This window comes from Bradyrhizobium sp. DOA9, from assembly GCF_000617845.2.
Lineage (GTDB): Bacteria > Pseudomonadota > Alphaproteobacteria > Rhizobiales > Xanthobacteraceae > Bradyrhizobium.
Window position 1 is genome coordinate 6,011,931 of record NZ_DF820425.1, and the last position, 18,440, is coordinate 6,030,370.

24 protein-coding genes are annotated in these 18,440 nt (G+C 65.7%); 13 read left to right on the forward strand and 11 right to left on the reverse strand.

Annotated features, from left to right (window positions below):
* Nucleotides 1–27: 27 nt before the first annotated feature.
* Nucleotides 28–216, forward strand: a complete 189-nt coding sequence (locus tag BDOA9_RS28385) for a hypothetical protein (protein WP_025037328.1) — start codon at nt 28–30, stop codon at nt 214–216.
* A 30-nt stretch (nt 217–246) separates the two neighbouring features.
* On the opposite strand, the gene BDOA9_RS28390 is transcribed toward BDOA9_RS28385, so the two are convergent.
* Complete coding sequence (locus tag BDOA9_RS28390; RefSeq protein ID WP_025037329.1) at nt 247–492, reverse strand: hypothetical protein; 246 nt, start codon at nt 490–492, stop codon at nt 247–249.
* Nucleotides 493–589: 97 nt separating this feature from the next.
* Complete coding sequence (locus tag BDOA9_RS28395) at nt 590–886, reverse strand: hypothetical protein (RefSeq protein WP_025037330.1); 297 nt, start codon at nt 884–886, stop codon at nt 590–592.
* Nucleotides 887–1,251: 365 nt separating this feature from the next.
* Here BDOA9_RS28395 and BDOA9_RS28400 point away from each other — a divergent pair, with 365 nt between their 5' ends.
* Nucleotides 1,252–1,716: a PaaI family thioesterase gene (locus BDOA9_RS28400; protein ID WP_025037331.1), complete on the forward strand. Its 465-nt coding sequence runs from the start codon at nt 1,252–1,254 to the stop codon at nt 1,714–1,716.
* Between the two features lie 113 nt (nt 1,717–1,829).
* Here BDOA9_RS28400 and BDOA9_RS28405 read toward each other — a convergent pair whose 3' ends face one another.
* Nucleotides 1,830–2,123, reverse strand: coding sequence for an HdeA/HdeB family chaperone (locus BDOA9_RS28405; protein WP_025037332.1), 294 nt, complete (start codon nt 2,121–2,123; stop codon nt 1,830–1,832).
* Between the two features lie 181 nt (nt 2,124–2,304).
* On the opposite strand from BDOA9_RS28405, the gene BDOA9_RS28410 reads away from it, so the two are divergent.
* A complete protein-coding gene (locus BDOA9_RS28410) occupies nt 2,305–2,598 on the forward strand; it encodes a PilZ domain-containing protein (protein ID WP_025037333.1) in 294 nt (97 codons plus the stop codon).
* A 168-nt stretch (nt 2,599–2,766) separates the two neighbouring features.
* Here BDOA9_RS28410 and BDOA9_RS28415 read toward each other — a convergent pair whose 3' ends face one another.
* Nucleotides 2,767–2,991 (reverse strand): hypothetical protein, encoded by a 225-nt coding sequence (locus tag BDOA9_RS28415; protein WP_025037334.1) that lies wholly within the window; start codon nt 2,989–2,991, stop codon nt 2,767–2,769.
* A gap of 151 nt (nt 2,992–3,142) precedes the next feature.
* On the opposite strand from BDOA9_RS28415, the gene BDOA9_RS28420 reads away from it, so the two are divergent.
* Both BDOA9_RS28420 and BDOA9_RS28425 read left to right on the forward strand, forming a co-directional pair.
* Nucleotides 3,143–3,547, forward strand: coding sequence for a hypothetical protein (locus tag BDOA9_RS28420; RefSeq protein ID WP_025037335.1), 405 nt, complete (start codon nt 3,143–3,145; stop codon nt 3,545–3,547).
* A gap of 103 nt (nt 3,548–3,650) precedes the next feature.
* Nucleotides 3,651–3,983: a hypothetical protein gene (locus BDOA9_RS28425; protein WP_042336798.1), complete on the forward strand. Its 333-nt coding sequence runs from the start codon at nt 3,651–3,653 to the stop codon at nt 3,981–3,983.
* Nucleotides 3,984–4,058: 75 nt separating this feature from the next.
* On the opposite strand, the gene BDOA9_RS28430 is transcribed toward BDOA9_RS28425, so the two are convergent.
* From BDOA9_RS28430 to BDOA9_RS28445, 4 genes are all read right to left on the reverse strand, one after another.
* Complete coding sequence (locus BDOA9_RS28430) at nt 4,059–4,415, reverse strand: carboxymuconolactone decarboxylase family protein (protein WP_025037337.1); 357 nt, start codon at nt 4,413–4,415, stop codon at nt 4,059–4,061.
* Nucleotides 4,416–4,425: 10 nt separating this feature from the next.
* The gene (locus tag BDOA9_RS28435) at nt 4,426–7,647 is read right to left on the reverse strand and encodes an efflux RND transporter permease subunit (protein ID WP_025037338.1); all 3,222 of its coding nucleotides are present in this window, start codon (nt 7,645–7,647) and stop codon (nt 4,426–4,428) included.
* The gene (locus BDOA9_RS28440; protein ID WP_244521536.1) at nt 7,644–8,594 is read right to left on the reverse strand and encodes an efflux RND transporter periplasmic adaptor subunit; all 951 of its coding nucleotides are present in this window, start codon (nt 8,592–8,594) and stop codon (nt 7,644–7,646) included. Before BDOA9_RS28440 ends, BDOA9_RS28435 begins: the two co-directional genes overlap by 4 nt.
* 175 nt (nt 8,595–8,769) lie before the next feature.
* A complete protein-coding gene (locus tag BDOA9_RS28445) occupies nt 8,770–9,069 on the reverse strand; it encodes an ArsR/SmtB family transcription factor (RefSeq protein WP_025037340.1) in 300 nt (99 codons plus the stop codon).
* Nucleotides 9,070–9,184: 115 nt separating this feature from the next.
* Here BDOA9_RS28445 and BDOA9_RS28450 point away from each other — a divergent pair, with 115 nt between their 5' ends.
* The 5 genes from BDOA9_RS28450 to BDOA9_RS28470 all read left to right on the forward strand — a co-directional run bounded on the left by BDOA9_RS28450 (nt 9,185) and on the right by BDOA9_RS28470 (nt 13,941).
* Complete coding sequence (locus BDOA9_RS28450; protein ID WP_025037341.1) at nt 9,185–10,471, forward strand: NAD(P)/FAD-dependent oxidoreductase; 1,287 nt, start codon at nt 9,185–9,187, stop codon at nt 10,469–10,471.
* Nucleotides 10,468–10,911, forward strand: a complete 444-nt coding sequence (gene trxC, locus BDOA9_RS28455; RefSeq protein ID WP_025037342.1) for a thioredoxin TrxC — start codon at nt 10,468–10,470, stop codon at nt 10,909–10,911. Before BDOA9_RS28450 ends, trxC begins: the two co-directional genes overlap by 4 nt.
* A gap of 33 nt (nt 10,912–10,944) precedes the next feature.
* Nucleotides 10,945–11,148 carry a YgaP family membrane protein gene (locus tag BDOA9_RS28460; protein WP_025037343.1) on the forward strand — a complete coding sequence of 68 codons (204 nt, stop codon included), beginning with the start codon at nt 10,945–10,947 and terminating at the stop codon, nt 11,146–11,148.
* Nucleotides 11,149–11,183: 35 nt separating this feature from the next.
* On the forward strand, nt 11,184–12,620 hold the full coding sequence (gene ccoG / locus BDOA9_RS28465) for a cytochrome c oxidase accessory protein CcoG (RefSeq protein WP_025037344.1): 1,437 nt from the start codon (nt 11,184–11,186) through the stop codon (nt 12,618–12,620).
* Nucleotides 12,621–12,774: 154 nt separating this feature from the next.
* Complete coding sequence (locus tag BDOA9_RS28470; protein WP_025037345.1) at nt 12,775–13,941, forward strand: GNAT family N-acetyltransferase; 1,167 nt, start codon at nt 12,775–12,777, stop codon at nt 13,939–13,941.
* Between the two features lie 4 nt (nt 13,942–13,945).
* On the opposite strand, the gene BDOA9_RS28475 is transcribed toward BDOA9_RS28470, so the two are convergent.
* Nucleotides 13,946–14,611 (reverse strand): DsbA family oxidoreductase, encoded by a 666-nt coding sequence (locus BDOA9_RS28475; RefSeq protein WP_025037346.1) that lies wholly within the window; start codon nt 14,609–14,611, stop codon nt 13,946–13,948.
* Between the two features lie 170 nt (nt 14,612–14,781).
* Here BDOA9_RS28475 and BDOA9_RS28480 point away from each other — a divergent pair, with 170 nt between their 5' ends.
* The gene (locus tag BDOA9_RS28480; RefSeq protein WP_025037347.1) at nt 14,782–15,582 is read left to right on the forward strand and encodes a thioesterase family protein; all 801 of its coding nucleotides are present in this window, start codon (nt 14,782–14,784) and stop codon (nt 15,580–15,582) included.
* Here BDOA9_RS28480 and BDOA9_RS28485 read toward each other — a convergent pair.
* Nucleotides 15,570–16,391: a helix-turn-helix domain-containing protein gene (locus BDOA9_RS28485; protein ID WP_025037348.1), complete on the reverse strand. Its 822-nt coding sequence runs from the start codon at nt 16,389–16,391 to the stop codon at nt 15,570–15,572. The two genes, BDOA9_RS28480 and BDOA9_RS28485, sit on opposite strands and share 13 nt — an antisense overlap.
* A gap of 40 nt (nt 16,392–16,431) precedes the next feature.
* Nucleotides 16,432–17,253: a helix-turn-helix domain-containing protein gene (locus BDOA9_RS28490; protein WP_025037349.1), complete on the reverse strand. Its 822-nt coding sequence runs from the start codon at nt 17,251–17,253 to the stop codon at nt 16,432–16,434.
* 101 nt (nt 17,254–17,354) lie between these two features.
* Here BDOA9_RS28490 and BDOA9_RS28495 point away from each other — a divergent pair, with 101 nt between their 5' ends.
* Nucleotides 17,355–17,585, forward strand: coding sequence for a hypothetical protein (locus tag BDOA9_RS28495; RefSeq protein WP_025037350.1), 231 nt, complete (start codon nt 17,355–17,357; stop codon nt 17,583–17,585).
* A gap of 32 nt (nt 17,586–17,617) precedes the next feature.
* The gene (locus BDOA9_RS28500; RefSeq protein WP_025037351.1) at nt 17,618–18,016 is read left to right on the forward strand and encodes a hypothetical protein; all 399 of its coding nucleotides are present in this window, start codon (nt 17,618–17,620) and stop codon (nt 18,014–18,016) included.
* Nucleotides 18,017–18,440: the final 424 nt, after the last annotated feature.

The following is an 18,440-nucleotide window of genomic DNA, read 5'->3' on the forward strand; positions in this document are numbered from 1 at the left end:
CATGAGGGTGGATCGTGGGAGCGGACCATGAATCACAGGGGCGTCGAGTTCACCATCGCCAAGACGGCGATTCCCGGCATCTGGCAATGGCAGTTCCGCATCGGCGACCAGATCAAGACCGGCAAGACCGAGACCAGGATCGACCTGCTGGCGATCCGGCGCGTGCAGCTGCGCATCGACCGGGAGTTGAAGGCGATCAAGCGAAAGACGGCCTGAACCGTTTGGCCTCATGCGCCGGAGACCGCGTCAGTCCGCGCTGGGCAGCCGCCGCATGGTGAATTCGATCTCGCCGCCGGGCAATTCGCGCCAGGTCTCGACCTCGCTCATATAGCCGGCCTTGGGGTAGCGGGCGAAGAAGGCCTGCGCCCGCTCCCGCGCCGCCGCGCGCGGCAGCGTGAAGGTCTCGCGCAGATAGCCGTCGCCGCCCGGCTTGCCGGCCGCCTTGCGCCGGCGCGCCATCCGCTCGGCGAGATCCCGCGGACGATCGGCCATGTCCTGCCTTCCTCAACGCTCGACGCTACGGACAATGTAGGGCGCAGGCCGGATCAAGAGGAGTCTTTCCGGGGAGCATTGTGGTCCCCGGAACGGATCAGTTGGCGGCCGTCCCGCTCTTGGTCTTCTTCGGCGCACTGGTCGCGGCCGACGCCTTCGGCGCCGCTTGCTGCTTCGGCGGATCGGCGCGCATGCCGCCCCAGGGATCGCTGGACGCCTTGGAATCCGGAATCTTCTTCAGCGTTTCCTTGTAGGCCTTCTCGCGCTCGGCCTCGGCGGCCTTCTCCTCCGGGGACTTGGCCGGGGCATCCTGCATCAAATTGATGTTGGGCATTTGCGCGTAGGCAGGTCCCGCCAGCACGGCCAGCACCGCGGCCAAACGGAAAAGCTTCATCATTCACTCCTTAAGTCATCCGTGAGGCGCGGATCGCCCGCGCCCTGTCATCCTCGTCAGCCCGGTCACGAGCCGGTGGCCGCTACAGCCGGTCCGATCTGCACGATTTGGGCGCTTGCAGCCAGTCGTCCCAGATCGGACCGCATTTGGTGCACCCGCTCAGCCCAAGACCGAGCACGGCCATGCAAAAGACGAGGACACAGCGACGCAACATCATCCACCCTTACCCAAGCGAGGCATCATATCGGGCCAAGTCAGGCATTTTCAAGCCGAGGCGGCCGGCGCGAGACCGGGTGATGACTTTGCCTCGCCGATGCGCGCACAATGCGATGAAACATCCGGCAACACAGGAGAGCGCGACAGCAATGCAAACGCAGCCAGAAGCCGAGTTCGGCCTCGCCGAGGCCAGGCGCATCCTCGGCGAGGTCTTTGCGCCCTGGGTCCAGGATCTCAACCTCGCCGTCGAGCGCATCGAGCATGCGCCGCCTGCGGACGTGCCGGACTGGCAGCCCGGCGCGCTGCTGCGCATGCCGTTCTCGGAGCGGCTGTGCCGCAATGGCGGCGTCGTCTGCGGCCAGGCCCTGATGGCGCTCGCCGACACCGCGATGGTGATCGCGATCCTCGCCGCCAATCGCGGCTACCGCCCCATGACCACGGTCGACCAGACCACGCATTTCATGCGCGCGATCGCCGCGTCCGACGTGCTGGCGGACGCGCGCGTGGTGCGGCTCGGGCGCACCATGAGCTTTGGCCGCGTCACGCTGCTCTCGGCCGCCGACGGCAAGCCGGCCGCGATGGTGTCGAGCGCGTTCGCGATGCTGCCGGGGTGAATGCGCCCTGAAAACAACAGAGCCGCGGAAAGCGCAAAGCTCGACGCGGCTCTCGATGAAATCGTGTCGGGACAGCAAGCGCGCTCGCGCTTGCCGTCATTGCGCCGGCGAGGTCACTTGCCGAGGATCTCGTCGGCGGCGGTGACGACGCTGACGGTCGGATTCTTTCCGCAATAGGCGCCGAACTTCTTGGCGTTCGCGATGAAGACGTCGGTATCGATGATCGCGTTGTCCTCGTCGCCCTTGTACCAGCCGTCCATCCAGGTCAGCACGACCGCGATGTTGTCCTCGCCGCTCTCCAGGAACTGCTTGCAGGACATGGTCGAGAGGTCCCACTTGGCGGCCTGGGCGGGCATCGCGGCCAGCGAGAGCGCTGCGGCGAACAGAAGCGAAAGCGAAGTCTTCATCAAGATCTCCATCGGCGCGTCACGCCATAAAGGTAGGCTCTTTGGCCAGGTCCGCTGGAGCGGCTCGCCGCTCCAACGTCGTAAACGAAGTCTGAAACGCCGCGCAAGGAGCGCCAGTATTGAGTTTAGTTCAGCGTAATTTCTATGCACTAATTCATGATCCTCGGCAGGACTGACGCGGATGATTGAAAAGCGCACATCGCAACGTCACCGTGTTTTCAAGGGCGGAAAGATCACCTTTGAAAACAGCGGCATTGCTTGCACGGTGCGAAACATGTCGGCGGGCGGCGCGGCGATCGACCTCGACACTCCCGTCATGTTGCCGCAATCGGTCACGCTCTCGATCGCGTGCGACGATTTCGTGCGGCATTGTCGCACAGTTTGGCGCAGCGACAAGCGCGTCGGCCTCGCTTTCGTGCACCAGCAGGCTCGCGATGTGAACGAACGTTCGCATCACCGCCCAATACGATCATGATCGATTCGATACGACAGCCGCGCCAGCGCGGTCCGCAATCGCGCGCGTGACGACCGCGCGCGTGATCGACGAAGACCCCGCAACAAATCGTTCCGGGACGATCGATCGTTCGCGACAGGAGCGACGGCGCCTCGAAGCGAAAGGGCAGGTCCGCAGATTCGCCTCAGGTCATTTCGGCTTCTTGGCAGGTTCGCCCGGACGGGCGCCGCCCCAGGGATCGTACTTGTCCTTGGGCTCGGGAATGCGCTCGAGCGCGGCCTTGTAGGCCTTCTCGTCGATCTTGGGAGTGTTGTCGACCGGCTTGGCGCCGTCATTGGGCTGGCGCCGGCCCTGCGCCTGCGCCGCGGCGACCGTCAGTGCCAAGACCGCGGCCGCGATGACCAGAATCCTCATTGCCGCAATCCCCCTCGTGTGGGGTACAAACTAGCCCGCAATCGCGCAATAGCAATGTCGCGGGCTCCAGGACTTCAGCAAATCTTGATCGACCGGGACTTCGTCGGATCGCATTCGTGCCTATCTCTTGGCCCGCAGGGGACCTTCACGGATGTTGCGGATCATTGCTCATGCGGCGCTGCTCATCGGCGCGCTTGCGCTCGGTGGCTGCGGCTTTGCCGACAGCCGTGCACCCGTGCCGGAGTTCATGCGGATGAAGGAGGCCGAGCAGCCGCCGCCGGAAGCGCCCCCCGACGTCAAACGCGTGGTGCGGGAGCAGATCGAATTCGTCTTTCTCGCAACGTCCTATCCGCGCGGGGTGCAGGTCGCCCCGCCGCATCGTGAGCTGCGAGGACCGGGCTGGACCGCGTGCGTCCGCGCGCAGCTCACCTCGGCGACCGGCACGTCGCTCGGCGCCCAGACCTATATCGTGACGATCAACGGCGGCAAGGTCGTCGACCGCAGGCGCGCCGACGCCGACGACATCTGCGGGACGGAGACTTACGAGCCGATCTAGGAACCCGCCTTGACGACAAGGTTCCGGGAAAAACCAGTACCGCGACCGGGAACGATCACCGCCTCCCCTTCTTGTTACCGCCGAGGGCAGTTTCGAGGAGGACATGATGAGGACGTTGACTATTGCGCTGTTGGCTGGCGTGGGTGCTTTGGCCGCCGCCTCGGGGGCGAAGGCTTCCGATATCTATACGAGCAGCGAGTACACCAATCCGGATCTCGTGCAGCAGGTGCGACTGGTCTGCGACGAGGATGGCCGCTGCTATCGCACGCGCGGCGGGTCGCGCGTGATCGTGCGCGATTCCTACAATTACATGCCGCGCGACCGCTACTATGAGCGTCGGACCTATCATCGCCACTACGATGACGGCCCGCGCGCCGGGGTCGGCATTCGCGCGCCCGGCGTCAGCGTGGGCGTCGGCGTCGACGACCGCTGGTGAGCGAGCGATGAAGCTATGATAGATGGACCGGACGAACTTACTCGTCCGGTCCCATTTCTATGGGAGCAACCGCCGTCAGGTGACGACGGTTTGCTGCTGAAACTGCTCGTAGGCCGCGATCGCGTCCGCGGCATACATCAGCGACGGCCCACCGCCCATATACACGGCCATGCCGAGCGTCTCCTCGATCTCCTGTCGCGTCGCACCGAGCCTGACCAGCGCCTCGGTGTGAAAGCCGATGCAGCCGTCGCAATGCGCTGCGACCCCAAGCGCCAGCGCGATCAGCTCCTTCGTCTTCTTGTCCAGCGCGCCGTCACGGGCGGCGGCCTGGGCGAGCGCCGCAAACCCCTTCATCGTATCGGGAATGTCGCTCCTCAGCTTCTTCAGGTTGACGGAGATGTTTCTGGTGATATCCACGTAGTTCTTGTCCATCGGATCCTCGCTAGCTGGAATTGGCTGTGGTGGGAGCCTCGCGCGGCGCGCGCAAGGCGATGTAGATTGCGGGAATCACCAGCACCGTGAGCAGCGTTGACGAGGCGAGCCCGAACAGGAGCGAGATCGCCAGTCCCTGGAAAATCGGGTCGAGCAGGATAGTTGCCGCCCCGATCATCGCCGCAAGCGCGGTCAGCAGGATCGGCTTGAAGCGGACGGCGCCCGCTTCCAGCACCACGTCGCGAAGGGACTTGCCCTCGGCGCCGCTATGCCTGATGAAATCGACCAGCAGGATCGAATTGCGCACGATGATGCCGGCCAGCGCGATGAAGCCGATCATGGAGGTTGCGGTGAACGGCGCACCCAGGAGCCAGTGCCCGACCAGGATGCCGATCAGCGTCAGCGGGATCGGCGTCAGGATCACGAGCGGCAGACGGAAGCTCCCGAACTGGGCCACGACCAGCACGTAGATGCCGAGGATCGCCGCGCCGAAGGCCGCGCCCATATCGCGGAAGGTCACCCAGGTGATCTCCCATTCGCCGTCCCACAGCAGTGTCGGACGCGACTCGTCCGATGGTTGGCCGTGCAGGCTGATCGCGGGCTTCGGCAGCTTGCCCCAATCATGCGCATCAACGCGATCGGCGACCGCGAGCATGCCGTAGAGCGGCGCCTCGAAGCGTCCGGCAAGCTCGGCCATCACCATGTCGGCGAAGCGGCCGTCGCGGCGGAAGATCGTCGCCGAGCCCTCCTCCATGGTCGCCTTCACGACCTGGCCGAGCTCGACCACCGTCTTGCTGCCGGGCAACGTGTTGGCGGGCACCGGCGTCGATGCGAGAGCCTCGTCCCAGACCAGATCGCGCTTTCCGAGATGTACCGCGATCTCGATCGGGTTGCGGTCCTCGCCGCGATGCGAATAGCCGATCGACGTGCCGCCGAACAGCGTCTGGATCGTATCGTAGACGTCGCGCTGCTCGACGCCGAAGAATTCTAGACGGTCCTGATCGATCGAGAGTCGCAGCCGCGGCCGCTTCTCGCCAACCGAATCGTCGATGTCGACGATGAACGGCACGTCCGCAAAGATTTTTTTGAGCTCGGCCGTGACCGCCCGGCGCGTGGCCGCATCCGGACCGTAGACCTCCGCAAGCAGCGTCGAAAGCACCGGCGGACCGGGCGGCACCTCGACGACCTTGATGCTGGTGCCCGCGGGCGGACCGAGCGCCTTCAGCTTCTCGCGCAGCTCGAGCGCGATCTCATGGCTCGCGCGCTTGCGCTCGCCGCGCGCGGTCAGGTTAATCTGCACTTCGCCGAACTCGGGCCTCTCCCGCAGGTAGTAGTGGCGCACCAGGCCGTTGAAATTGAAAGGAGCCCAGGTGCCGGCATAGGATTGCAGCGAGGTGACTTCCGGCAATTGCCGCGCAATCTCGGCCGCGCCGAACAGCGTGCGCTCGGTCGCCTCCAGGCTCGCCCCTTCCGGCAGGTCGACGAGAACGGCGATCTCGGACTTGTTATCGAACGGCAGCAGCTTGACGGTCACCGACTTGGTCGCGAACAGCGTCATCGACAGCAGCGTCGCGATGCCGACGCCGAGCAGGAAGATCCAGGCAGCCCGCTTGCTCCGCACGATCGGCGTGGCGAAGCGCCGGTAGAGCCGGCCGAGCCGGCCTTCGTCGTGCTCCGCATGCAACGGCGCAACCTCACCCGTCGGCGCGAGCTTGAGCATCAACCAGGGCGCCACCACCATCGCAACGAAGAACGAGAACAGCATGGCGGCGGACGCATTGGCCGGGATCGGCGCCATATAGGGGCCCATCAGGCCCGACACGAACAGCATCGGTAACAGCGCGGCGACCACGGTCAGCGTCGCGACGATGGTGGGGTTGCCGACCTCCGCCACCGCCTCGATGGTCGCCTGCAGTCGCGGCCGGCCGTCGCGCATGGCCCAGTGCCGGGCGATGTTCTCGATCACGACGATGGCGTCGTCGACGAGAATACCAATCGAGAAGATCAGCGCGAACAGGCTGACGCGGTTGATGGTGTAGCCCATCAGGTTGGCGGCGAACATCGTGAGCAGGATGGTCGTGGGAATCACGACCAAGGTCACAAGTGCCTCGCGCCAGCCGATGGCAATCGCGATCAGCACGACGATCGAGACGGTCGCGAGGCCGAGGTGGAACAAGAGCTCGTTCGCCTTCTCGTTGGCGGTCTCGCCATAGTCGCGTGTCACCGTCACCTGAATATCCGCTGGGATCAGGCGCGACTTCAAACCTTCGAGGCGCTCGGCGATGTTCCCGGACACGACGACCGCGTTGGCGCCGGCGCGCTTGGCCAGCGCCACGCTGACGGCGGGCGTCCGCGCCCACTGGCCGCCGGCATCGCGTGTTTCCGTCCAGACGCGATGCTCGATGGTGCTCGGGCCGACGACGACGGATGCGACGTCCTTGACGTAGACCGGCCGGCCGTCACGGCTCGTGATCAGCAAGAGTCCGATGTCGGGAATGCCGGACAGCGTCTGCCCTGCGGCTACGCTCCGCACGATGCCGGCATCGCGGACCTGCCCGGCCAGAAACGAGCGATTGGCGTCCTTCACCTTGGCCACGAGCTGCTGCAGCGTGACGCCGAACAGCGACAGCTTCTCCGGATCCGGCTCGACCCGGATCTGCTGCGCCGCCCCGCCGGAGATGTAGGTCAGGCCGATGTCGTCGACCTTCATCAGCTCCGCGCGCAGCTTGTCGGCGAGTTCGTAGATGTCCTTGTCGGTCCAGCGGCTGGCGGCCTCCGGCTTCGGCGACAGCGTCAACACCGTCACCGCGACGTCGTTGATGCCCCGGCCGACGATCAGCGGCTCGGGAATGCCGACGGGGATGCGGTCGAGATTGGCACGGATTTTCTCGTGCACCCGCAGGATGGCATCCTCGAACTTGGTGCCGACCAGGAAGCGCGCGGTGACCATGACGCGGTCGTCCTCGGTCTGGCTATAGACGTGCTCGACGCCGTCGATCCCCTTGACGATCGATTCCAGCGGCTTGCTCACCAGCTCCACTGCGTCCGGCCCGCGCAGGCCCTCAGCGTTGACACGGATGTCCACCATGGGAACGCTGATCTGCGGCTCCTCCTCGCGCGGGATCACCATCACGGCGATCAGCCCCACGACGAGTGCCGCGAGCAGGAACAGCGGCGTGAGCGGCGACGCGATGGTCGACCGGGTCAACCGTCCTGACAGACCGAGATTCACGGCCGCACCAATTGGTCACCGGTCCGGAGGCCCGACAGGATTTCGAGCCCGTCGGGAAGCGAAGGCGTCGGCATGGCGCGGCCGCGCTGCACCGGCACGTCGATCGTCTCGTCGCCCTTCCGGAGCTGGACGTAGTCGATACCGAACCGGGTCGCCACATAGCTGGAGGGAATGACGAAGGCCGGCCGCGCGCCGCCGGCGATCCAGACCCGCAAGCGATCGCCGACGAAATATTCGCCGAGCCCCTCGACGGTCGCGTCCGCAATGACGCGCCCCTCCTCGATCTGGGGATAGACGAGGTCGATCACGCCCCATTTCGAGGACTCTCCCGTCAGCTCCGCGCCATCGACGCGAACCTTGTCGCCCGCTTTCAAAGCGCGGGCATGGCGCTCCGGTACGCGCAGCCGAAGCTTGAAGTTCTGCTCGGCGACCGTCACGATCGGGTCGCCGGCGAGCACGACGGATCCCACGGTGATCAACCGTTTCAGCACCCGCCCGTCGGTCGGGGCGAGCACCTGCCCCTGGTTAAGCTGCTCGTTGATGACGGCGCGCTCCGCGGTCCTGGCGCGGAGGCCGTTGTCGGCGACATTGAGCGCGGTGCGCTGCTCGTCGAGCTTGACCCGTGGCAGGATACCGCGCTCGACCAGCCCTTCGGTCCGGGTGAAGTCGAGTTGCGCCTGCTTGGCCTGGGCCAGCAGCGCTTCGATCTGCGCGTCGAGCGATTTCATCTGCAGGACGAGCTTCTCGTCGCCGATGGCCGCGATGACCTGGCCTGCGGTGACGCGATCGCCTTCCCGCACCTTGAGCTGAACGACGGTCCCGCCGATGCGGCCACGTGCGGGGACCACGCTGATGCTCTCGACGGTGGCAAAGACGGGTTTCTCGTCGGTAACCTTCTGCTGCGCAACGGTGATTGTTTCCGCGGCGGCACCGGATCCCGCCGGCATTCCGATGGCCGCCCATGTGGCCAGAAGCCCCAAGCGTGCCAAATGTTGTAGGGGACGCATCCGTGTCGTCATCGGGTTCATCACACCGCGCCGCGGCGTTCCTTTCATTTCATCAGCAGCGGGCGGAGGCGCGTTGATCTCGCGCAAGGCGCACGTGCCCGCCTTTGCCTAAGCTTCATTTCGTCCTTGCGGACTTCGGCGCGCAAAACACCTGGTAAAGCGTCTTCAGGATTTCGCGCGCCGGCTCGCTGGCGATCGAATAGAAGATCGTCTGCGCATCACGCCTGGCGGCGACCAGGCCATCCTTGCGAAGGAGCGCAAGATGCTGAGAGACTGTGGAGTCCCGCAGGCTGAGAAACTCGGCCAGCTCTCCGACCGACCGCTCGCCGTCGATCAACTGACAGATGATGAGAAGCCGGTGACGGTTCGAGAGTGCCTTGAGCAGCTCGCTCGCCTGATCCGCCGCCCGCTCCATGATCTCGCTATTTATTTTCATACTTGCGTATATACGCGATTACGAATATATCGTCAAGCGCTGCACGACGGCCGGAACTGAACCGGCGGAGCGGCTTGATCCAACGGAGGTACCCATGGCGGAAGTTGTCGTAATCGGAGCCGGTCTGAGCGGAACGCTGATGGCCTACGAATTGCTGCCCCAGTTGAGAAAGGACGATCGCCTCAGCGTCATCTCGCAAGGCGCCGTCTATCATTTCGTCCCATCGAACCCTTGGGTCGCGGTCGGCTGGCGCAAGCGCGAAGAGATCGAGATCGATCTCGCGGACGTGATGAAACGCAAAGGCGTGCGGCTGCTGACGCAGGGCGCAAAGCGCGTCCATCCCGAGGAGAACCGCGTCGAGCTCGGCGACGGCACGTCGATCGACTATGATTACCTGGTCGTCGCGACGGGTCCCGAACTTGCCTTCGACGAAATCCCCGGCCTCGGGCCACAGCTCCATACCCAGTCGATCTGCCACGTCGATCACGCAGCGCATGCCCGCGAAGCCTTCGAAAAGCTCGCGGCCAACCCGGGCCCGGTCGTCATCGGCGCCGTTCAGGGCGCTTCCTGCTTCGGCCCCGCCTACGAGTTCCTCTTCATCCTGGAAACGGAGCTGCGCCGGCGGAAGCTGCGCGACCGCGTGCCGATGACCTTCGTCACCTCGGAGCCCTATATCGGCCATCTCGGTCTCGACGGCGTCGGGGACACCAAGGGTCTCCTGGAAAGCGAGATGCGGGAGAAGCACATCAAGTGGATCACCAACGCCCGCGTCGACAAGATCGCCCCCGGCATGATGACGGTCGAGGAGTTTTCCGACGACGGCACGTCCCGCAAGGCTCATGAGCTGCCATTCGTCTATTCGATGATGCTGCCCGCCTTTCGCGGCGTCGAGGCGGTGCGCGGCATCGAGAAGCTGACCAATCCGCGCGGCTTCGTCATCGTCGACAAGCATCAGCAGAACCCCACGTTCCCCAATGTCTTTGCCGTCGGCGTCTGCGTTGCGATTGCGCCGGTCGGCGCGACACCGGTACCGGTGGGCGTCCCCAAGACCGGCTTCATGATCGAATCCATGGTGACGGCGACTGCGATGAACATCGGTGCCCTGCTTCGCGGCAAGACCCCGACGGCAGAGCCGACCTGGAATGCAATCTGCCTCGCCGACTTCGGCGATTCCGGCGTCGCCTTCCTCGCCCAGCCGCAGATCCCGCCGCGAAACGTCAACTGGTCCTCCAAGGGCGAATGGGTGCACCTCGCCAAGGTCGCCTTCGAAAAATACTTCCTGCGCAAGATGCGGCGCGGCGAGAGCGAGCCGTTCTACGAGCGCTTCGTTCTCGACAAGCTGAACATCGCCAAGCTCAAGGAGGTCCGAACCGGCACATGAGCACGACGCGTCAGATCGTCTGCGGTAATTGCGGGCGCATCAACCGCCTGCCTGCCGAACGCGACGCGCAGGATGCGCGTTGCGGCGCCTGTCACCAGCCGATGTTCACCGGTCATCCGATCGAGGTGAGCGAGGAGGCCTTCGGCCGCCATGTCGCCAACAGCGACATTCCCGTGTTGGTCGATGTCTGGGCACCATGGTGCGGTCCGTGCCGCGCCATGGCGCCGATGTTCGAGCGCGCCGCGCAGCAGCTGGAGCCGAACGTCCGGCTGTTGAAGCTCAACTCGGACAACGCACCCGCACTGTCGTCGCGGCTCAACATCAGCGGCATCCCGACCTTGCTGTTGATGCGCGGGGGCCGCGAGATCGCCCGCCATTCCGGCGCGATGGATGCACGCAGCATCGTGGCCTGGACTGAGACCGGCCTGACCCGTTCGTAACCTGACCAGAAAGCCAGAAAGAAGGAGCCTGCCATGAATGTCGATAGAGCCGTTTTCGCCTTTGCGGGATTTGTCGTCCTGCTCGGTCTCGCACTGGGCACCTATGTGAATGCGTATTGGTACCTGCTGACGGCATTTGCCGGGCTGAACATGCTGCAGGCTTCGCTCACCGGCTTCTGCCCGGCAGCGATCGTGTTCAAGAAGCTCGGCCTGAGCAGCGGCTGCGCGTTCTCCTGAACGCGCATGGATGCAGCCTATAAGGGGAATTTGCCATGACCGACGACACCTTCATCGAGGGGCCGCTCTACGAGAAGCGGAAGAAGGTCTATCCGCAGTCGGTCCATGGCCCTTTCCGCCGCATCAAATGGGCGATTCTCTGCGTCACGCTCGGGACCTATTATCTGTTGCCGTTCGTGCGCTGGAATCGTGGACCTGGCCTGCCCGACCAGGCGGTGCTGATCGACTTCCCGCATCGGCGCTTCTACTTCTTCTTCATCGAGCTGTGGCCGCAGGAGGTCTACTATTTCACCGGTCTCCTCATCATCGCAGCGATGACGCTGTTCCTGATGAACGCGGTCGCGGGGCGGCTGTGGTGCGGCTACATGTGCCCGCAGACGGTGTGGACCGACCTGTTCTATGCGGTCGAGCGTTGGGTCGAGGGCGACCGGCGCGAGCGCATGCAGGGCGACAAGCGCTACTGGACGTTCGACCATCTTCGCAAGGTCGCGCTCAAGCACTTTCTCTGGATCATGATCGCGTGGTGGACCGGCGGCGCCTGGGTGCTCTATTTCGACGACGCGCCGACGCTGGTGAAGGAGCTCGCGACCTTCCAGGCACCGTTCATCTCGTATCTCTGGATCGGCATTCTCACCGCCACGACCTATGTCTTTGCCGGTCACGCCCGCGAGCAGATGTGCATCTACATGTGCCCCTGGCCGCGGATCCAGGCGGCGCTGACCGACGAATGGGCGCTCAACGTCACCTATCGGCGTGACCGCGGCGAGCCGCGCATGTCGGTGAAGAAGGCGGATGCCGCGCGCGCCCTCGGCGAGCCCGCCGGCGATTGCGTCGACTGCCATCAGTGCATCAATGTCTGCCCGACCGGCGTCGACATCCGTCACGGCATCCAGCTCGGCTGCATCCAGTGCGGCCTGTGCATCGACGCCTGCGACAACGTCATGCGCGAGATCGGCCGGCCCCAGGGCCTGATCGGCTACGATACCGACATCAACATGCAGCGCCGGCGCGAGGGCAAGCCGCCGATCTACCGCATCATCCGTCCGCGCACGCTGATCTATGCCGCGGCGATCGCCATCGTGGGCAGCATCATGCTCTACACCCTCGCCACCCGCGCGACGATGGACGTCAACGTGCTGCACGAGCGCAATCCCCTCTTCGTCCAGCTTTCGGACGGCGGCGTGCGCAACGATTACACCGTGCGCATCCTCAACAAGGGCGCACAGCGATCGTTTGCGCTCGACGTCTCCGGTCTGCCGGGCGCGACCATTCGCGTCGCCGGAATCGCGGCCGGCGCGGGCGGCAGGCCCGTCATCGAGGTCGGACAGGATCAGACGCGCGAGGTCAGGCTGTCGGTGCAGGTCGGGCCGGGCGACCTGCCGAAGACCTCCCGCGACGTCGACATCACCATCACCGAGATCGCCAGCGGCGACCGCGCGAGCGCCCGCGATCATTTCGTGCCGGGAGACTAGCCACGATTCTTCCAGCCCAAGTCGCAGCCGGATACTGAATGGAACGTTAACGCTACCGCTCGAATTGCAGCGGCGCGCCAACGGTATTTTCCACTCTTTGCGCTAAGCATACCGGTAGCACGGGCTCAGCCCGCGTGAACGGGGACGACGGGACGTGGTCGACATCGCGCATCAGGCTGCGATCAATCCGGCATCGGCGAGGGATGTCGCGATGGCGCGCGCGCCTGTCCCGCTTGCCGCCGTCGACGCCGGCCAATGGCGCGCGCTGGCGCAGCGGGCGATCGAGCCGAACGGATATTACCTGCCCGCCTGGGCGCTCGCCGTCAGCGCAACGGCGCGCAGTCGCACGGATGCCTCGGCACTGGCTGCACACGATCCTTCGGCCCGGCTGATCGGCCTGATGCCGGTGGTTTCACTCTGGCGCGCCCTGAAGATTCCGCTGCCCGCTCTGGTGAGCGCGCATCCCTATGGCACGCTGTGCAGCCCGCTGCTCGACCGCGACGCTCCGCTCGAGGCCGCCAAGCGTCTGCTGCAGCAGGCGTGCGAGGCCGGCGCGCATGCGCTGGTGCTGACCGACGTCGCGCTCGACGGCGCGGCCATGGCATCGCTCGAGCAGGTGCTGAAGCGCGACGGTCTGACGCCGACAATCCTCAGCTCCTATCTCCGGGCCAGCCTCGATGCGACGCCGGATGGCGAAACGCTGTTGCGCGAGGCGCTCGGCGCCAAGAAGCTCAAGGAGCTGCGCCGCCAGCGCCATCGTCTGGAAGAGCACGGCCCCGTCGCGTTCGATGTTGCGCGCAGCCCCGACGAGATCGCGCCGGCGCTCGAAACATTCCTGCAGCTCGAAGCCAGCGGCTGGAAGGGCAAGCGCGGCACCGCGCTGGTTCAGCACGCGGGCGACGCGACCTTCATCCGCCGCGCGGTTCCCGCGCTGGCGGAGAGCGGGCAGTGCGAGATCGTCACCCTTCGCGCCGGCATGATTCCGGTTGCCGCCGGCATCGTGCCGCGCCACCAGGACCGGGCCTTCTTCTTCAAGCTCGGCATCGACGAACGCTTCGCAAGATATTCGCCGGGCGTGCAGCTCACGCTCGATCTCACCCGCCACCTCTGCGCCGATCCAGCCATCGCCAGCGCGGATTCCACGGCGAGCGCGGACCATCCCATGATCAACCCGATCTGGCGCAGACGCTTTGCCATTGGTGACGTGCTGATTCCGCTGCGGCGGAATGATCCGGTGGTGGCCTTGATTCACGCGGCGCTGGTCGGCCTCAACGTCGCGCACGATGCCGCGCGACGCGTGGTCCGCCTGCTTCGAAAATAAAAAGCTACTCCGCTGCCTGCGCGTTGATCTCCGCCGAGACCTGGCGGATGGCGCGGGCGAGCAGGTTCGGATCCTGCGCGCCGGAGACGGCGTATTTCTGCGCAAAGACATAGGTCGGCACGCCGGAGATGCCCTTGTCGGCGGCTTCCTGCGCATCCGCCGAGACGCGCGCGACGTCCTCGTCGGTGGCGAGGCGCTTGCGCACATCGTCGGCATCGAGGCCGATGTCGGCAGCCGCCTGCACCAGCACGTTCACATCGGTCAGATCGCCGCCGTCGCGGAAGTACAGCTCCATCAGGCGCTGCTTCATCTCGGGCGCCTTGCCGATCGCGTCCGCCCAGAGGATCAAGCGGTGGCAGTCGGTCGTGTTGGGCTGGCGTGCGACGAGCTCCGGCTTGTAGACGAGGCCTTCCTCGCTCGCGGCCGCGACGACGCGTCCCGCAATGCCCTTATAGGCTTCGACCGAGCCGAACTTCTGGGTGAGATAGGCCTCGCGGCTGATGCCCTCGCGCGGCACCCAGGGATTGAGGAAGAAGGGCCGGAAATTGAGCTTGACCGGAACGTCCGGAACGAGCGCCAGCGCGCTCTCGATCCGGTGTTTGCCGATATAGCACCAAGGGCACACCACGTCGGAGACGACGTCGATCTGGAGCGGTTTGAGGGTGCTCATGGCAGGCGCCTCCTTCGGGCACTTCGAGGGTCCGTCCGAACATAGGCCGAACCGGAGGCGGCGCAAGGCACCTGTCCTGCATGGCTCACGACTTCACCTCTGCGGTTATTGTGACCGGTTGTCCCCGCCCCGATACTTGCGGCAACACTCAAGCCCCGGGAGAGACCACGATGACCGCCATTTTCAAGTCGGAAGACGATCTGTTCCGGCCCACCGAGCATGCCGGTGGTCCCTGGTCACCGGACATGTTGCAGGGAAGCGCCACCACCGCGCTGATGACCCGCGAGGTCGAGCGCCTCGCCGCCAAATCCGGTTTCGCGGTGCGACGCCTGACCTTCGATCTCTGGCGCCCGGCGGGCCTGCGCCCGTTCAGGACCGTCAGCGAGATGCTGCGCGACGGTCGCAAGGCCAAGACCCTGCAGGTGCAGCTGATGGACGGCGAGACCGAGATCGGCCGCTGCACAGCGCTGCTAACGGCGCCGAGCGGCGAGTCGCCCATCGATCCCTTCGCGAGGCCCGAGGCCGTCGAGAAGGGGCCCGAGGCCGGCAGCCCGCCGCCCACCTTCGCACAGAAATGGAGCCGCTATTTCCAGAACGTGTCGGTGCGCCTGATCGAGGGCGCCCTGGAGAAGCCGGGCCCCGCCGCCGCCTGGATGCGGCTCGATGCGCCGCTGGTCGAGGGCGAGCCCAACACGCCGCTGCTTCAGGCGGTGCAGGCTGCCGACTTCTCCAGCGGCGTCGCGCAGATCGTCGACATGCGCCAATGGACCTTCATCAACCCGGAGATCAGCCTTTATTTCTTCCGTCCGCCCGAGGGCGAATGGATCCTGATCCGTGCCGCGACGCGCGTTGGCGCCCATGGCGCGGGCCTCACCACGGCGACACTGAGTGATCGCAACGGTCCGTTCGCGCAAGTGATGCAGGCCATGAGCTTCGAGCGGCGCGAGGCCGCGCAGGCTCAGGCGTCCTGAGCGGCAAGCGCGACCAGGGCGGCCTCGGAGGCGGCATCAACAGGCATGAACATCTCGACGCGAAGCTCCTGCAGCGTCACGTCCTGGGGGGTGCCGAGCGTCAGCACCGCACCGATCAACCCGATGCCGACATCGCCCTTGCGCAGGCGCACCTCGCAGAGCGGCCCCGGCACGGAATTGTCCTCGGCTGCCACCGGCAGCTGCGGCAGCCGCATCAATTCGCGCCAGGTCGATCGCAGGGCCTCATCGAGCGGCGCGGCCATCGCCTCATGCCGTGCCCGCGCCAGCAGCGCGGCCGCAACAACCGGCCAGTTCTCGACGAACGGCTTGAGCTCGTCGGGAGCGAGGAACATGCGCATGTGGTTGAGCGGCCGCTGCATGCGGAGTGGGCCAAGCAGCATGGTCATCAGGCGCGAGGCGGCGCGATTGGCCTGCATCACGTTCCAGCGCCGGTCGGTGACGATCGCCGGGAACGGCTCGTGACGGAGGAGCAGAAGATCGATGGCACGCCGCGCCTCGGCAAGCTCCGGCGCCGCCAGATCACGCTCGCCATATTGCCGCGCGAAGCCGCCGGCCTCGAGCAGCGCGTTCCGGTCGCGCAACGATAGATCGAGCGCGGACGCAAGCTGCAGCAGGATGTCCCGGCTGGCCGCAGCTTTCCCGGTCTCGACATAGCTCAGATGCTTGACGGAAATGCCGGCCTCGAACGCCAGCTCAGCCTGGCTCAATGCACGGCGGCTGCGCCAGCCGCGCAGGAGATCACCGACGGGATTGGCCGGCCGCAATCGCCGGAACGCGCGTGTATCCATCCGCCGATTATGCGAGCGCTGCTCGGTCCTGTAAACGGCGCTAGCGCAGGCGCGCGGCCATCTGCTTCAACCGTTCGGCGGTGCGCTCGTCGGCCGGAAAGAACGTCTCCAGCGCCAGCTCCGACAGGGTGATGTCGACCGGCGTGCCGAACACCATGGTGGTGGAGAAGAAGCTGAGGATCTCTCCGCCATGCCGCAGCTTGAACGGGATCGCGACGTTGTCGGCTGGCAGCGGCGCCGAGCGCGCCGGCATCGGATAGGTCTTCAGATCGTTGTAGAGCTTGATCAGCTCCGGATCGGCCGTCGCCTCGCACTGCCGGTGCAGCCGCTCCAGGAGATGCCCGCACCATTCGGCGAGATTGACCGTGCGCGGCGCCAGCGCCTCGGGATGGAAGGCGAGCCTGAGCACGTTGAGGGGCTGGCCGAGCAGATGCTGCGGAACGCCATCGAGCAGCGGCGCCACCATGCGGTTGGCGGAGACCAGGTTCCAGTGCCGATCCACCGCAAGCGCCGGATTGGGCTCATGCGCCTTGAGCACGAGGTCGATCGCCTGACGGGCTGATTTCAAGGCGGGATCCTCCAGCGGGCGCTGCGGAAAGGCCGGCGCGAAGCCGGCCGCGACCAAAAGCACGTTGCGTTCGCGCAAGGGCACGTCGAGCCGCTCGGCGAGCCTGAGCACCATGTCGCGCGAGGGCGCGGCGCGGCCGGTCTCGACGAAGCTCAAATGCCGCGCCGAGATCTCGGCCTCGCCCGCAAGATCGAGCTGGCTCATGCGGCGGCGTTGCCGCCATTCGCGCAAATGGTCGCCGATATGGACCGGCTGGCTGCGTTCGGTGCGTGCGGTGGATGCATGTGCGTTCATGGCCAGAAACCTAACATGGGGATTTCAGCCCTTCCATTACCCGCGAGGTAATCGAATTGAGCCGCGACCGCGCGCATCTTCGCTCCCAACAGGAGATGACCATGATCGCGCTGCTGCTCTACCGGACCGTCGCCGACCACGTCTTGCCCTGGGCCATGGCGTTCGCAACGCGGATGCTGGCGCGCAGCCTCAACGTGCCGGAGCCGCTGGTGCATTCGACCGGCGACTATGTCGTGGCCCAGGTCATCGCCTTCGAGCACGGCGTCGGCAGGAGCCTCTGCCCGTTCCGTCTCGCCCGCCTGCTCCGCGCCTGGTGGCGCGGTCGGCATTGAGTTCCACCCCAGCCCAACCAAGGAGACCTGAGATGATCGATGCATCCACCTTCCTGCGCCGCGCCCTCTTCGCCGACGCCATCTTCAGCGGCGTCGCCGCGCTCGGCTTCACCTTTGGCGCGAGCGCGTTCGCAGGCCTGTTCAACCTGCCCGAAGCGCTGCTGCGCGAGAGTGGCCTGTTCCTGATCGCCTACACCGCCCTGGTCGGCTGGCTCGCCTCGCGGACCACGGTGGCAAAATCGCTGGTCCTGCTGGTCGTGATCGGCAATGCGGCCTGGACCGTCGGCAGCATTGCGCTGCTGCTCTCGGGCGCGGTGTCGCCGAACCTCGCCGGCGAGCTCATGGTCGTCGCGCAAGCCATCGCCACCGGCGTGTTCGCCGAGCTGCAATATGTGGGGTTGCGCAGGAGTGCGGGTGTCGCGGCGGCGTGAGGTGTTAGTGCCGTCATCCTGAGGCGCTCGCGAAGCGAGCCTCGAAGGATGAACGCCCCCGTTGCAAGCGGGCCGTCGCCCTTCGAGGGCCGCCGAAGAGGCGGCCACCTCAGGGTGACGGTCCAACGTCTGAACGCGCCGTATCAACAGCGTCATTGCGAGCGCAGCGAAGCAATCCAGAGTCGTTCCGCGGTGGGATTCTGGATTGCTTCGCTGCGCTCGCAATGACGGAGTGCGTGGTGGCAGCGTCGCTCGATTCATTTGCACTTCCAAATGCTGACAAAGGTTCGCGTTCTCGCGGCGGATTTCGCCCGAGCTTTGCTTCGTTGCTTGCGCCCTTCGATTGCCGGAGGGCGCAGGGAAGGCCGGGCGCCGGCTGGCACCCGAGTCCGTGTACAAGGACATGCACACGGGGTGGACCACA

Excerpts from the sequence above, each read along its gene's own strand:
- BDOA9_RS28385 (WP_025037328.1), top strand. The coding sequence starts at position 28 with ATGAATCACAGGGGCGTCGAGTTCACCATCGCCAAGACGGCGATTCCC.
- BDOA9_RS28390 (WP_025037329.1), bottom strand. The coding sequence starts at position 492 with ATGGCCGATCGTCCGCGGGATCTCGCCGAGCGGATGGCGCGCCGGCGC.
- BDOA9_RS28395 (WP_025037330.1), bottom strand. The coding sequence starts at position 886 with ATGAAGCTTTTCCGTTTGGCCGCGGTGCTGGCCGTGCTGGCGGGACCT.
- BDOA9_RS28400 (WP_025037331.1), top strand. The coding sequence starts at position 1,252 with ATGCAAACGCAGCCAGAAGCCGAGTTCGGCCTCGCCGAGGCCAGGCGC.
- BDOA9_RS28405 (WP_025037332.1), bottom strand. The coding sequence starts at position 2,123 with ATGAAGACTTCGCTTTCGCTTCTGTTCGCCGCAGCGCTCTCGCTGGCC.
- BDOA9_RS28410 (WP_025037333.1), top strand. The coding sequence starts at position 2,305 with ATGATTGAAAAGCGCACATCGCAACGTCACCGTGTTTTCAAGGGCGGA.
- BDOA9_RS28415 (WP_025037334.1), bottom strand. The coding sequence starts at position 2,991 with ATGAGGATTCTGGTCATCGCGGCCGCGGTCTTGGCACTGACGGTCGCC.
- BDOA9_RS28420 (WP_025037335.1), top strand. The coding sequence starts at position 3,143 with ATGTTGCGGATCATTGCTCATGCGGCGCTGCTCATCGGCGCGCTTGCG.
- BDOA9_RS28425 (WP_042336798.1), top strand. The coding sequence starts at position 3,651 with ATGATGAGGACGTTGACTATTGCGCTGTTGGCTGGCGTGGGTGCTTTG.
- BDOA9_RS28430 (WP_025037337.1), bottom strand. The coding sequence starts at position 4,415 with ATGGACAAGAACTACGTGGATATCACCAGAAACATCTCCGTCAACCTG.
- BDOA9_RS28440 (WP_244521536.1), bottom strand. The coding sequence starts at position 8,594 with ATGCCGGCGGGATCCGGTGCCGCCGCGGAAACAATCACCGTTGCGCAG.
- BDOA9_RS28445 (WP_025037340.1), bottom strand. The coding sequence starts at position 9,069 with ATGGAGCGGGCGGCGGATCAGGCGAGCGAGCTGCTCAAGGCACTCTCG.
- BDOA9_RS28450 (WP_025037341.1), top strand. The coding sequence starts at position 9,185 with ATGGCGGAAGTTGTCGTAATCGGAGCCGGTCTGAGCGGAACGCTGATG.
- trxC (WP_025037342.1), top strand. The coding sequence starts at position 10,468 with ATGAGCACGACGCGTCAGATCGTCTGCGGTAATTGCGGGCGCATCAAC.
- BDOA9_RS28460 (WP_025037343.1), top strand. The coding sequence starts at position 10,945 with ATGAATGTCGATAGAGCCGTTTTCGCCTTTGCGGGATTTGTCGTCCTG.
- ccoG (WP_025037344.1), top strand. The coding sequence starts at position 11,184 with ATGACCGACGACACCTTCATCGAGGGGCCGCTCTACGAGAAGCGGAAG.
- BDOA9_RS28475 (WP_025037346.1), bottom strand. The coding sequence starts at position 14,611 with ATGAGCACCCTCAAACCGCTCCAGATCGACGTCGTCTCCGACGTGGTG.
- BDOA9_RS28480 (WP_025037347.1), top strand. The coding sequence starts at position 14,782 with ATGACCGCCATTTTCAAGTCGGAAGACGATCTGTTCCGGCCCACCGAG.
- BDOA9_RS28485 (WP_025037348.1), bottom strand. The coding sequence starts at position 16,391 with ATGGATACACGCGCGTTCCGGCGATTGCGGCCGGCCAATCCCGTCGGT.
- BDOA9_RS28490 (WP_025037349.1), bottom strand. The coding sequence starts at position 17,253 with ATGAACGCACATGCATCCACCGCACGCACCGAACGCAGCCAGCCGGTC.
- BDOA9_RS28495 (WP_025037350.1), top strand. The coding sequence starts at position 17,355 with ATGATCGCGCTGCTGCTCTACCGGACCGTCGCCGACCACGTCTTGCCC.
- BDOA9_RS28500 (WP_025037351.1), top strand. The coding sequence starts at position 17,618 with ATGATCGATGCATCCACCTTCCTGCGCCGCGCCCTCTTCGCCGACGCC.